Genomic DNA, 13,257 nt, shown 5'->3' on the forward strand with positions numbered 1-13,257 from the left:
CCCTGGTCAGCATCGACTCCACCACCGCGCGCGCTCACCACGACGCTGCTGGGATGCACCTGGGCAAGGACGTCATCGACGCCCTGGAGAAGGCCACTGCCGAGGAGGAGAAGGCCAGGTCAAAGGGGGCAGCTCCGAAGAACAAAGCGGGCGGGACGCGGAGACCGATCCCGCGCGAGAAGAACGAAGACGCATCCGGCGTCGACGAAAGCTGAGGTTGAGGGCCGCTCGCCTCGGACGGTCCAGGGGTGGACAGACCAGCAAGGTCCACCTCGCTGCCGACCGCAAGTGCCGCCCGCTGGCGATCATCCTGACCACGGGGCAGGCCGCGGACAGCCCACAGTTCATCCCCGTGCTGAGGAAGGTCCGGGTCCGCGGGCCCGTCGGCCGCCCCCGCACCCGCCCGGACGCGGTCGCCGGGGACAAGGCCTACTCGTCCCGCGGCAACCGCGCCCACCTGCGCAGACGCCGTATCAAGGCGGTCATCCCGGAGAAGAAGGACCAGGCCGCCAACCGGAAGAAGAAGGGCTCCAGGGGCGGCCGCCCCATCAGCCACGACGCCGACCTCTACAAGGAGCGGAACACCGTCGAGCGCCTGATCAACAAGCTGAAGGCCTGGCGAGGCATCACCACCCGATACGACAAAACCCCGGACAGCTACCTCGCAGGCCTCCACCTGCGTGCCTCAATGATCTGGATCAGAGACCTCACCCAGACCACCCATTGATCACGACCCGATACGCGCCCTAGAGGAGGGCGCGGCTCACGTTCAAAACGCCCCACCAGGGCGCTGGTGTTCAGCCAGAAACAGATGCTTTCCTGCGCCGATACCTGACAACGAGCAGCACCGCACCGGCCACGGCCGCGGTTCCGGCACCGACAGCCCAGCCGCTGACGCCATCGTTCTCCGCTATCTGGACGGGAACCGTGTTGTTGCCCCGCTCAGGGTCCCTGACACGGGGGGCGTCCGGCGCGTACCCGGTGTTCATCGAAGAGACGGCCACGCGGCCGGAACGGCTGTCCTTGCTTGTGATGCGCAACGTGAACTCGTAGAAGCGGTCTTGGCCGGCTGAAGCCCACTCGGCGCAGAAGTAGCTGCGGCCGTGGTCGTTCGTCCCGCAGGGCTGGTCGATCTCCTGCTCCTTGGCTTCGGGGTTGTAAGGCCATCGAGTCACCTTGGTGCCCGGCGGGGCGATGAACACGGTCCGGATCACCGTCTCGGCGGGGCCGTTGTTGCGGTAGCCGATGCGGATGCGGTGGCTGCTGCCGACATCGCCGCGCAGCGATGCGCCGAGCGCCTCGATATCGGCTGTACTGCGTACCGCCACGTCCGTGTCTGCCGCCCCGGAGGGAGTGGCGTCACGAGAGCCGTTCTCCGCTGCCGTGGCCGGTCGCACGCCCATGAGGGCGGCCACCAAGACCAGGACAGCGGCCAGCACACATCGGACAACGACGGCTGCGCGCTGACGCTCCCGTATGCCGGTCATCACCGCAGTTTGACCCAACAGAGCCACCGTGAACGCGCGGCAGCGCGCCCGTAACCACGCGAACCGGACCATCTGCCGACTGATCATTCCGGCACCGTTCATGATCGTATGCATATTCCAGTAGAACGGTCTGGCAGCGACGAGGGTTGCAGCCCTTCCCTTTCCTGCACCTTCTGTCCACTCCGCAGCTCCCCTGCTGCGGATGCCGCGAGGTGTGGTCTCTGCCATGAGCGGCCTCGTCGAGGACTGCCTCCCGACTCATGGTGCCGGGCTTTGCCCAAGGGGCCTGATCGATGCGTAGCCGGCGCGGACGCTGACGGCGGGGCACCTGTGGGGACATGCCGCGGCCACGAGTTCGTAACGAGCCATTGACAGGGGCTTTGGCTGACGGCACTCTCATCTGCACATGGCTGATTAAACGTTTAGGCAGACCAGTATCTACCAGTATGGACGGAAGCTATGGTGCGCCGGATCGGAATCAAGGACGTGGCTGCTGCGGCAGGTGTGTCCACCGCGACGGTGTCGCACGTTCTCAACCGGGTCGAGGGCAAGCGGATCAGCCCGGAGACACGGCAGCGCGTGCTGCGGACGGCCGAGGAGCTGGGGTACGCGCCGAACGGCCTGGCCCAGGCGCTGAGGACACAGCGGTCGCGGACCATTGGCTTCGTCGGTGACGAGATCGCCACCACCCCCCACTCGGGTCGGCTGATCCTGGGCGCCCAGGAGGCCGCCGCGGCCGAGGGCCTGGTGCTCTTGCTGGTCAACACCGGCGGCGATGCCGAGCTGGAGCGCGCGAGCATCGAGATGCTGCTCCAGCGGCAGGTGGACGGCGTGCTGTATGCGGCCATGTACCACCGGGTCGTGGATCTGCCCAAGAGCCTGCGGTCGACCCCCACCGTGTTGCTGGACGCGCGCTGCGACGACCCCGCCGTCCCCTCCGTGGTGCCCGACGAGGTCGAGGGCGGCTACACAGCGGCGCGGGAGCTGACCGAGCGTGGGCACCGCAGGATCGGCATGACCGTGGGAACGGCCGACATCCCCGCTCTGCACGGCCGGATCGAGGGCTACCGCAAGGCGTTGGCCGAGGTCGGTGTCGACTACGACCCCTCCTTGGTCGCCGCCGAGCCGGACGTGCCCAACGACGTGGTCTCCGGCTACCGCGCCGCGCGGCGCCTCCTGACGGCGGATCAGCGTCCGACGGCGCTGTTCTGCTTCAACGACCGGATGGCCGCAGGTGCTTACCGGGCTGCTGCCGAGCTGGGACTGTCCATTCCCGGCGACCTGTCGGTCGTGGGGTTCGACAACGAGGTGCTGGTCGCCGAGACCCTCTACCCCGCGCTGACCACGGTTCAGCTGCCGCACTACGAGATGGGGGCACGGGCGTTGGCCCAGCTGCTCTCGCTCACAAAGACGCCGGGCCGGCTACCGGGCCCGGATACGCAGGAGATGTTGTCTTGCCCGCTGGTGGTACGGGCATCGGTCGCTTCGCCGCCCCGGCTCTGAACCCGGGACGGCGAAGCATTTGCACTACGACAGGCGACCGTCGCAACCGGTCGTCGGTCCTGTCTGTACTTGGAACACAGTGAGGGTACACGCATGTCCCCGAGCATTCTTAATGAGTCGTCGAACCGCCATGACCTGCTGATATCCGGCGCGATCTCCGACATCTCCGCCGTCTCAGCTGCCTCCGCCGTGCGAGCGAGCGTGGGCGTGTTGTCCTGGTAAGCCGTCCGAGGCGGCCGCGATGTTCGCGGCAGCCCGCCCGGGCGTGAAGGTGAAGTTCACCGGCATCACAGACACGGGCTGGAACGCCCTCTTCACCAGGCCGCTCGCGTAGACGGCCGCCGGCAACGCGTCGGGCATCGCTTCCGTCGCCGCTCGGAGTCTGCGGCTGCCTGTGGCTGTTCGCGGTCGAAAGCCTGGCCGTGCCGCCGAACGCATACGTCAAGCGGTACGCGGCCGAGTCCAGGCGTACTCCGCCGACGTCCACCCAGCCCTGCTGGAAGCCGACTTCTTCGCATTCGTCGAGGGAATCGTGGCCGGCGCCCTGCCGGTGACCGATCCCGCACGCCCTCTGTCCCACCGAAAGGCACGTGTGTGTCCACCGCACCCCTCGATCCGTACCGTCCCGTCGCGCACCTGCGCCCGCCCCGCAACTGGATCAACGACCCGAACGGGCTGGTCTTCCACGACGGCCAGTACCACGTCTGCTACCAGTACAACCCCTACGGCGCGACACACACGAACGTGCACTGGGGCCACTTCCGCAGCCCTGATCTGCTGACCTGGGAGCCGCTGCCGATCGCCCTGTCCCCGACCCCCGGGGGCGTGGACGCCGACGGCTGCTTCTCCGGCAACGCCGTCTCCGACGGCGACCGGCTGGTCGCCTTCTACTCCGCGAACCGCCAGGACCGCTCGCCCCAGCACCAGCCGGTCACCAGTGCCACCTCCCGCGACGGCGGCCGGACCTTCCGCCCGCACGGGGAACTGCTCATCCCTGAGTATCCCGACGGCTGCACGATGTACCGGGACCCGTACGTCTGGCGAGACGGAGACGGCTGGCGGATGCTGGTCGGCGCCGCCCTCGCCGACGGACGCGGCGCGGCCCTGCTGTACGAGTCAGCCGACCTGGACACCTGGACCTACCTGGGCCCCTTCGACGCCCGCGAGCCGGAGCCCGTCGGCGGCACCGAACTGCACACCGGCGCGGGCTGGGAATGTCCCCAGTACCTCCCGGCGCAGTCCGGACGGCCCGGTGCCCTCATCCTCAGCGCCTGGAACGAAGGCGACGGCCCACAGTGCGTCGCAGCCCTGATCGGTGAGGAACGCGGCAATGTCCTCGAGTCCGGCCCACCAGTCCTCGTCGACCATGGCCCGGACTGCTACGCGCCCGCGCTGCTGCGCGGACCGGGCGGCCGATGGCTGCTGTGGGGCTGGTCCGGGGAAGCCCGCGACGAAGCCTGGGCCGCCGCGGACGGATGGGCAGGCGTGCTCACCCTGCCCCGCGAGATCTCCATCGGCAGCGATGGCACCCTGCGGCAGCAGCCCGTCGCCGAACTGCTCGCGCTGCGCGGCGAGCACAGCGTCCACGCCGCAGGCGAGACGCACGGCCCCAAGCCGGTGGAACTCGGCGGCGTCGGCCGCGCCTTCGATCTGACGGCCCGACTGGAGCCGACCGGAAGCGCCGGTCTGCGGCTGCTCACCACCCGGGACGGCTCCGAGTACCTCGACATCCGTCTCGATGTGGCCGCCGGCGAACTGGTCGTCGACCGCGACCACGCCTCGCTGGACACCCGGGCGCGCGGCGGCTCGTACCGGATGTCCTGCCCCGACGATCAGCCAGTCGACCTGCGTGTGATCGTCGACCGCTCCATCGCCGAGATCTTCCTGACCACCACCGGCCAGGTCCTCACCCTGCGCTTCTACCCGACGGGCGACGAGGCGTGGCGGCTGCAGGCCCACAGCGCGCCGGACGCGAGCCTCGGCTACGCCATCGACGCCTGGGAGCTGCGGCCCCTCGTGATCAAGGCGCCGAGCACAAACGGCACGGAGAGCGCCGGAGAGCCGGAAGAGCGGTCCGTATGACAGCGCACCCAGACCCCCACCCCCGTACCCCACCCCCCAAGGCAGACCACACGTCCAACCCTCACCCGCACCACACCCGGAGGCACCAGCCATGAACGTCGGAAACCCCGGAAGCAGAACACCCCGCCGGACAGCCTGCACCGCCCTGGCCCTCATCCTGCCCCTGGCGGCGCTGGCAGCCTGCGGCGGAGGCGGCACCACCGACACCTCTGCCGAGCAGGGCAGCGGCACAGGCACGATCACCGTCTGGGCCCACCAAGGTACGAAGGGAGAGGTCACCGCCGTGCAGAACGCGGTGAAGTCGTTCAACTCCTCGCAGGACAAGATCAAGGTCAAGCTGACGCTGATCCCCGACGCCGACTACACCAAGACCATCACCGCCACCGACGCCTCCAAACTGCCGGACGTGATGGAGTTTGACGGCCCGACGATGGCGAACTTCGTCTACAACAAGAAGCTCGCCCCGATCGACGACTACGCCTCCAGCAAGACCATGGCGAATGCCACGGACGCCATCAAGGCGCAGGGCGAGATCGGCGGCAAGCACTACGGCCTGGGCATGTTCGACTCCGGGCTCGGGATCTACGGCAACAAGAAGCTGCTGGACGCGGCCGGGATCACGTACCCGACCAGCGTGGACGACGCCTGGACCGCTGCCGAGTTCACCGCAGCCGTGAAGAAGCTCGCCGCCGAGGACTCCGACGGCAAGAGCCTGGACCTTCAGGAGGGCGGCAGTTACGCCAACGAGTGGGGTACCTACGGCTTCGCCCCCATCGTCTGGTCGGCCGGCGGCTCACTGCTGAAGAACGGCAAGGCCGAAGGCGTCCTCGACACCCCCGAGGTGGCCAAGGCACTGAAGACCTTCCAGTCCTGGAAGACGTACACCGACCCCAATGCGGACGGCAACGCCTTCGCCAAGGGCCGGGCCGCCCTGAGCTGGGTCGGCCACTGGATGTACCCCACCTACAGCGAGGTCCTCGGTGACGACCTCGTCGTCATGCCGCTGCCCGACTTCGGCAACGGCCCCAAGACCGGGCAGGGCTCCTGGGCCTGGGGCATCGGCGCCAACACCAAGAACGGCAAGGCCGCCGGCACGTTCCTGGACACTCTCCTGAACGACGAGAACGTCGCCGCGATGACGACGGCCAACGGCGCCCCGCCCGCCACCAAGTCCGTGCTCGCCAAGAGCGAGCTGTACAAGCAGGGCGGCCCGCTCCAGCTGTTCTCCGACCAGCTCGCCAAGCCCTGCGGCGACAGCAACATCGACAAGTCCTGCATCGCCGTCACCCGCCCGGTCACCGCCGGATACCCCACGGTCACCGCCAAGTTCAGCACGGCCCTGAACTCCGTCTACGGCGGCGCCGACCCGAAGACCGCCCTGGACAAGGCCGCCCGCGCCATCGACCAGGACTTCTCCGACAACGCCGGCTACCAGATCCCGTAAGACCGCGTCGGCCGGGGCGGGCAGCCGCGATGCTGTCCGCCCCGCCGGGAAAGGACCACCCGTGAAAACAGTCGAACCCACGGCCGCGCCCTCCGGCCGACACCTGGGGCCACCCGCCCGCAAACCCAGGTCCGGGCGGCCGGCGCGCAAGAATCGCGACGGGCTGCACGGGCTGCTGATGTCCGCACCCGCCCTCGTCGGCCTCATCGCTTTCGTCGGCGTCCCGTTCGTCTACGCGGTCGTGCTCTCCTTCTACAACGTGCGCCTCGGCTCACCGCTGGAACCGACCTGGTTCGGGATCGAGCAGTACCGGCGGCTGTTCACCGACCCCGACATGTCCGGCCCGTTCCTGCGGGCCCTGCTGAACAACCTGACCTTCGCCGTGGTCGTCGTACCCCTGCAGACGACTCTCGCACTCGGCCTCGCGATCCTGCTCAACCGCAAGCTCAAGGCGATCGGCCTGTTCCGGTCCCTGTTCTTCATGCCGGTCGTCTTCCCCATGGCCCTGGTCGCGGTTATCTGGCGGCTGATCCTCACCCGCAGTGGCGATGGCCTGCTCAACTCCGCGCTGGATGCGGTGAGTTTCGGCAACTGGGGTGCCTTCGACTGGCTCGGCGACTCGGTCACCGCCATGGCCTCGGTCATCGTGCTGTCCGTCTGGCAGGGCGTCGGCTTCCAGATGGTCATCCTGCTCGCCGGTCTCCAGAGCATCCCGGGTGAGCTCTACGAGGCCGCCGAGCTCGACCGCGCCTCCCGCTGGCAGCAGTTCCGCCATGTCACCCTGCCCGGCATCCGCGGCCCTCTATCTCATCCTGGGCAGCTTCAAGCCCTCCGACGAGGTGCTGAACGGCCTGACCGGCTTCCTGCCCACGCACCTGTCGTTCGACAACTACACAGCCGTACTCAACAGCTTCGACTCCGACTCCACCGGCTACTTCTGGCGCTTCATGGGCATCTCACTGCTCCTGGCCACCGTCGTGGTGTTCGGCGGACTGATCGTCAACTCCATGGCCGCCTACGGTCTTTCCCGGCTGAAGTGGCGTGGGCGGAACACCGTCTTCACCCTCGTTCTGCTCCTGATGCTCGTGCCGTTCGAAGCGGTGGCCGTGCCGCTGTTCTACCTGTTCAACAACCAGCGCAACACCATCTACATCCAGGCCATCCCCTTCATCGCCCAAGCCTTCTCCATCTACCAGTTCGCCACCTTCTTCCGCTCAATCCCGCCGAGCATCGAGGAAGCCGCCCGCATCGACGGCGCCGGACCCTGGCGCACCTTCTTCGCGATCATCGTTCCCATGAGCAAGCCGGTGTTCGCGTCGGTGGCGATCCTGACCTTCCTCACCCAGTGGGGGTCCTTCCTCTGGCCGGTCCTGATGGTCTCCGACCCCTCGGTACGCCCCCTGCCCCTGCAGATGAGCGTCTTCCAGGGGCAACAGCCCCCAGAGTGGGGCCAGATTCTCGCCTTCGGCGTGCTGCTGGTCCTGCCGGTGCTGATCATCTTCGCGTTCTTCCAGCGGTGGTTCGTCCAGGGCGTCGCCAGCTCCGCCGTCAAAGGCTGAACTCCCCAAGCTCAGAAAGGGCATGAACCGGCTGCGGTCGAACCCATGGACCGCCTGTCCGAGATCACCTTCCATCTGCCGGCGACGCCGGAATCACGCAATTTCCTCGGCGAGTTGCACTCGCTGCTCGCCGAGGTGGCGTACGCCGACTTCGCCGGGTCTGCGGGCACGGCCGGCTGGGTGGATGACCGCCTGCCCCTCACTCCGCCCCAGCCCGCTGCCGCACGTTCGGTGACAACGTTTCAGCTGGCCGACGTATCTGCGCCAGAAATCGTTCTGGACACAGGCCACTCCATCGCACCTCGATGGCATCGCGGCCTTCACGGAAGTGGTGCCATCCCTCGTAGTGGACGGGAATGGCGGTCACCGGCAGCAGTAGGCGGCACAGCTCGACGGCGTGGGCGGCCTTGAAAAGTGGATCATCCGCCGCCGGCTCGAGGGCGCCCGCAGCGACCTCGCAGCCCTCGGACATTCGCACCGCACGATCGACGCCGTCGCCCGCAGCGGGGGCTTCACCAACCCCACCTTTTTCTCCCGCCACTTCCGCCAGACCTACGGCACCACCCCGAGCCAATGGCGAAGACTCTCCCAGCAGGGCCGACTCTGTTCCCCGCACAACGATCTGTGACCAAACCTCCCCGGCTGACAGACGCCGATGTAGGGGCGGGGCCTCCCGCCCGGGCCGGGTCACGATGGATCGCCGCAATGCGACATACGAAGGGCTTCGGCCTCGTGTAAAGCGACACGACCTGCGTGGGACACGGTGTCTGCTGACACAATTTAGGCCACATCCCCGGGTCGTGCTCAAGAAGTCCGGCGTACAAGAAGGCCGGGTACCGGGCCTTGAGGACCGCGGACCGCGGACTGCAGGGCGGGCACGGCGAAGGCGACGGCGTGCGCCCTGCAGAAGCCGTACGCACCGAACGGGCGACGGTCTCCCACACCTCGTCCAGCACGTCCTTGTTGTAGCCGCGCTCGCCGGCCGTACGGCGGAACCACGCCTCCACCTTGGGCAGGCGGTCGGGGTCGGCGAGGGCGCGGCGGGCAACGTCACCCGCCGCGCGATCGCAGCCCGTCAGCTTCGACAGGATCGCGATGGCCTGCTCATGCCAGATCACCACGCCGTACGTATCGGACAGGATCGGTTCCAGGTCCGGGTGCGCGTACTTCGGTGCGGCGCCGTGCCGTGCCGCGATGAAGATCGCGGGCATGCCCCCGCTGACGGGGCCGGGCCTGAAGAGGCTGATGTCGGCGATGACGTCCTGCATGTGCCGGGGCTGCAGCCGCCCCAAAAGATCTTGCTGGCCAGGTGACTCGAGTTGAAATGAACCCACGACGTCGGAGGCCTGGATGAGTTCGAAGGCCAGCCGGTCGTTCAGGTCGACGTGATCAGCGTTGTCGAGATCGAGGACCCGGCCGGTTGCACGACGGATCTCCGCGACCGCGTGCGCCATCGCACTCTGCATCCGGACACCCAAGACGTCCAATTTCAGCAGGCCGTAGCCTTCGAGTTCGATGTCGTCCTTGTCAGCCTGCACCATCGCGTACCCGGCGGGAGTCGGCTGCACCGGCAGTCTGTTCAGGAGGGACGCATCGGAAAGGATCACCCCGCAGGGGTGCATGGCGTAGGCCGCGGGCAGCGCGTCCAGGCCCTCGGCGAGCTCCCACAGCGGTCCGAACTTGTCGGCCTGTGCGGCAAGTTGCCGCAGCTCCGGCAGCTCCGCGAGTGCGGCGCGGATGTGCGGGAAGCTCTTGGCGATCTCGCCCACGACCTGGGGCGGAATCCCGAGGGCAAGTCCACTGTCCCGAAGGGCGGACCGCGCCCGATAGGTCTCGGGCATGCCGGTGACCGCCGTCCGCTCCCGTCCGAACCGCTTGATGATCGCGTCGTACACCTCCAGACGCCGCCCGGACTCCACGTCCAGGTCGATGTCCGGCAACGACGTACGGCGCTCACTGAGGAACCGCTCTTTACCGACCGGCGAGCTCACCGGGACGCGCTCAACCTGGGGCGATGCGTCGCGGTCGTGTCAGGGATGGCCTGCTTCCTTCTCGGATGTCGGGCCGCAAGTAGGCACCCTGAGCCTCGCGGCCACCCGGCGTCACGGCATGCCCGCACCGTGACGCCCTGGCTGCACACTGCGGACGGGCTACGTCATCAACTCGATGTGCGGATGCTCGGGCTCCGCCGGGCAGACGAACAGGTGCTGCCGGTAGCCGCTGCCTATCTGGACCCCGGTCGCGTTGTAGCCGCGGTGGCCGGGGTACGGTCCAGCACCTGGGTGGGGGTGCGGAGACCAGCTGTTCCCGGCGTCGTCCCCTTCCTCGAACGTGGCGACGGTCATCAGGACCTCCATGCCGGTGCCGCACTCGGAGCAGGGCTGCGGGCTGGGGTCGGTGGAGTTCCAAGCGGGCCAGCCGCCGACCTTCCAGCCGGGTGCGTTGGACAGTACACAGTCGTAGTACGTGTCCGGGTCCATGTCTTCCTCTGCCGCCTGCGGCACACTCCACTGCTTGAGCTGCGCCCGCAGTTCTTCGCTCAGCTCCAGATGGTCGGGGTACTCGGTGATCTGCTCCGGTTCGAGCACACACGGTTCCGGTAGATAGCCGTCGAACTGCACTGCGGGCGGCTCGGGGGGCGTGTCGAGAATGTCGGTGACGGCGGCTGCCGAACGCCAGAAGAGCAGGGTCCTGGGCATGATCGGATGATCGAAGGGGCACCACAGAACCTGCAGCAGGTCCTTGCCCTCCGGCGGGCTCAGATCGGGCACATCCCTTACGTACAGCTGCGCGACGGGCAGCATCGCTATGGGGCCGTCGTACGCCTGGACCGCCAGCCTCACCGGATACGTCCGAGGGGGTCGGATTCGCTCGAGAGTCTCCCGTTCCTCCGAAGTCAGGTCCCGGCCGTGCGAGGCGGCGAAGATCCGTCGTTCCAGCCGCAGATCCGCCGGGGACTGGGCTGGGTTGATGCCATCCACCACATGCGGTTCCTCGCAGTGCGGCCACGGCTCCTCAGCGGACCACAGCAACGGCCCGCCGATCGAGCTGTCGTGCCACGTCGGCGCCCCAGGGCGGGGGTGCAGGCGGGTCGCCGTGCGGGCCAGCGGAGCCAGTTGGGGAAAGACCGCGGCAACGTCGATCGGTCGTGGCGGAGTGACAGGAGTGACATTCATGGCCGCAATCTTGCCAATCGCCTCTGACAGGCGAGTTCGCCCGGCTGGCCGGCGAAGGCGTCTGTGACTGGGCGAGATAGTTGGCACCTGGCCGCTGGTTGGCATCGTCCTCGCTCATCTATGCCAAGATTCGAGGGTGGAGATGACCGACGTCACGCGTGCGATCGCGGCTGCGACTTCGGTCGCCGCATCGCTCGACCTGCCAGCTAACGACGCAATCGTTCTCCACAACTCGAACAAGCTGGCACTGCGGCTGACGCCATGCGACGTCCTTGCCCGGGTCGCCCCTGTGGGACAAGAGGTTGCACAGTTCGAAGTCGAGCTCGCTCAGCGGCTCGCCGAGGTCGGATGCCCGGTGTGTCCCTTGGAGCCTCGGGCGGACCCGCGTGTGTACACGCGCGATGGCTTCGCAGTGACGCTGTGGACCTACTACGAGCCCGTGACACCTCACACCTCACCAGTCGACTGCGCCAAGGCGCTGGAGCAGCTGCACGTCGGCATGCGCAAGGTCGATGTGCCGAGCCCGAGGTTCACGGACCGGATCACGGCGGCGGAAGAAGTTGTCGCCGACCCGGATCGCTCGCCGGAACTCGCCGACGCGGACCGCGTGTTCCTCAGCGGCAGGCTGGCAAGCCTGCGACGAGCGATCGACGACCGCGGCGCCGTGGAGCAGCTGCTCCACGGCGAGCCGCATCCAGGCAATGTGCTCAGCACGAGGAACGGCCCGTTGTTCATCGACCTTGAGACGTGCTGCCGTGGACCCGTTGAGTTCGATCTCGCCCATGTTCCCGAGGCGGTCTGCGAGCACTACCCAAGCGTTGACCAAGGGCTGCTGGACGAGTGCCGGCAGCTCGTTATCGCGATGGTCGCCTCGTGGCGTTGGGAGCTTGGCGACCAGTTTCCGAATGGGAGGCGTTTCGGAGAGGAATTCCTGCGCTTGCTGCGCGAGGGTCCTCCTTGGCCGACACTCGACACAGTGACCAGGCGACTGGATGGTCTGTAGAAATCGCCGAAGGTCACGTGAAAGCGGCAAGGAACCAAGCGACGAGACTGTCGCCGTTACAACCCCATGCGCGTGTCCTGTCGAAGTGCATCTGTCAGATGGCGAGCCGCTGACCTGGTGGGGTGCCACGTTGATTGAGAACGCCGACCCTCGGTGTTCTCAATCAACATGGCTTTCAGGGAACCTTGCTGACGGACAGGACAGCCGACTGACAGCGGCCACCAGAAGTGGCTCTGATCCACTTCTTGGATGCTGTTGGTGATCTCCGGGCCGTCAGCCTGTGGCAGAGCCGTTGGACGCGGCCGGCTGGTCGTGGCGGCGCGGCATGGTGTCGGGGAACGGGGTTTCCTCCCCAGCCAGGTACACGCGAACGTGGCCGGTTGCGCGGTCGCCACAGGTGCGGGGCCGCCCGATAGCCAGCCAGCCTCGGGACAGGGCGGACTGTCCAGGGTGGGGCGTCGACCCATCGCGCCAAACTTGCCTTGCGGATTTTCATGCGGCCCGGGCTGCCGCCGGCTGCTTGCTGCAAACTGTTGCCCATGGCGAGCAAGGTCGACCTCTTGCGGGCAGTCGGGCGCGAACTGCGGATGCGACGCTTCATGGGGCCGCTGCCGTTCGACGTGGACCAGTGGATGCGACAGGGCCTGGAGTCTGATCTGCCCAGGCCTCGGCGGGAAGACGGCGGCAGGGTTTATCACTTCGAGGTGGGCGCCGTCGACGGCTACACCAGCGCGTCGTTCGATCTGGGGTGCAGCAGCAGCCGGACGCCATATCTGTTCTTCTCCGGCGGACACCGTTTCGCCACTCTGGACGAGTGGCGGGATTTGGTCACCCACATCAACCGGTTCGCCGAGAGGTCGGTCTTCTTGCCGAGAAAGTACATCTGGCTGCGCGGCTATAGGCACCTAGGGCGCTTCTGATGGCTCTTGTTGGGGTGGGTGGATCAGTGCTGGGGCCGGGCAGGCGCGTCTTATGGTGCGGCGACACGAACTGACCGACGCGC

At 67.5% G+C, this 13,257-nt stretch carries 9 protein-coding genes and 3 pseudogenes; 9 read left to right on the forward strand and 3 right to left on the reverse strand.

Annotation, left to right across the window (positions count from 1 at the left end):
* Positions 1 to 727, forward strand: a pseudogene (locus OP79_RS47875) (IS5 family transposase); the annotation flags it as partial.
* A gap of 70 nt (positions 728 to 797) precedes the next feature.
* On the opposite strand, the gene OP79_RS47880 reads toward OP79_RS47875, so the two are convergent.
* On the reverse strand, positions 798 to 1,715 hold the full coding sequence (locus OP79_RS47880) for a hypothetical protein (protein WP_157857528.1): 918 nt from the start codon (positions 1,713 to 1,715) through the stop codon (positions 798 to 800).
* Between the two features lie 231 nt (positions 1,716 to 1,946).
* On the opposite strand from OP79_RS47880, the gene OP79_RS47885 reads away from it, so the two are divergent.
* The 6 genes and pseudogenes from OP79_RS47885 to OP79_RS50190 all read left to right on the forward strand — a co-directional run bounded on the left by OP79_RS47885 (position 1,947) and on the right by OP79_RS50190 (position 8,703).
* Positions 1,947 to 2,990 carry a LacI family DNA-binding transcriptional regulator gene (locus tag OP79_RS47885; RefSeq protein WP_211271018.1) on the forward strand — a complete coding sequence of 348 codons (1,044 nt, stop codon included), beginning with the start codon at positions 1,947 to 1,949 and terminating at the stop codon, positions 2,988 to 2,990.
* 594 nt (positions 2,991 to 3,584) lie between these two features.
* A complete protein-coding gene (locus tag OP79_RS47890) occupies positions 3,585 to 5,072 on the forward strand; it encodes a glycoside hydrolase family 32 protein (protein ID WP_033329523.1) in 1,488 nt (495 codons plus the stop codon).
* 91 nt (positions 5,073 to 5,163) lie between these two features.
* Positions 5,164 to 6,516, forward strand: coding sequence for an ABC transporter substrate-binding protein (locus tag OP79_RS47895; protein ID WP_033329524.1), 1,353 nt, complete (start codon positions 5,164 to 5,166; stop codon positions 6,514 to 6,516).
* 334 nt (positions 6,517 to 6,850) lie between these two features.
* A pseudogene (locus OP79_RS57825) lies at positions 6,851 to 7,261 on the forward strand (carbohydrate ABC transporter permease); the annotation flags it as partial.
* A 28-nt stretch (positions 7,262 to 7,289) separates the two neighbouring features.
* A complete protein-coding gene (locus OP79_RS47905; protein WP_051745854.1) occupies positions 7,290 to 8,075 on the forward strand; it encodes a carbohydrate ABC transporter permease in 786 nt (261 codons plus the stop codon).
* Positions 8,076 to 8,472: 397 nt separating this feature from the next.
* The gene (locus OP79_RS50190; RefSeq protein ID WP_037973923.1) at positions 8,473 to 8,703 is read left to right on the forward strand and encodes a helix-turn-helix domain-containing protein; all 231 of its coding nucleotides are present in this window, start codon (positions 8,473 to 8,475) and stop codon (positions 8,701 to 8,703) included.
* A gap of 151 nt (positions 8,704 to 8,854) precedes the next feature.
* On the opposite strand, the pseudogene OP79_RS50195 reads toward OP79_RS50190, so the two are convergent.
* Together OP79_RS50195 and OP79_RS47915 are read right to left on the reverse strand one after the other, a co-directional pair.
* Positions 8,855 to 10,045: pseudogene (locus OP79_RS50195) on the reverse strand (DNA polymerase III subunit alpha); the annotation flags it as partial.
* Between the two features lie 180 nt (positions 10,046 to 10,225).
* Complete coding sequence (locus OP79_RS47915; protein ID WP_033329526.1) at positions 10,226 to 11,251, reverse strand: hypothetical protein; 1,026 nt, start codon at positions 11,249 to 11,251, stop codon at positions 10,226 to 10,228.
* 142 nt (positions 11,252 to 11,393) lie between these two features.
* Here OP79_RS47915 and OP79_RS47920 point away from each other — a divergent pair, with 142 nt between their 5' ends.
* Both OP79_RS47920 and OP79_RS47925 read left to right on the forward strand, forming a co-directional pair.
* Complete coding sequence (locus tag OP79_RS47920; RefSeq protein WP_033329531.1) at positions 11,394 to 12,254, forward strand: phosphotransferase; 861 nt, start codon at positions 11,394 to 11,396, stop codon at positions 12,252 to 12,254.
* Positions 12,255 to 12,793: 539 nt separating this feature from the next.
* A complete protein-coding gene (locus OP79_RS47925) occupies positions 12,794 to 13,174 on the forward strand; it encodes a hypothetical protein (RefSeq protein ID WP_033329527.1) in 381 nt (126 codons plus the stop codon).
* The last annotated feature ends 83 nt before the right edge of the window (positions 13,175 to 13,257 follow it).

Source organism: Streptomyces yerevanensis, assembly GCF_000716805.1.
Classification (GTDB): Bacteria; Actinomycetota; Actinomycetes; order Streptomycetales; family Streptomycetaceae; genus Streptomyces; species Streptomyces flaveus.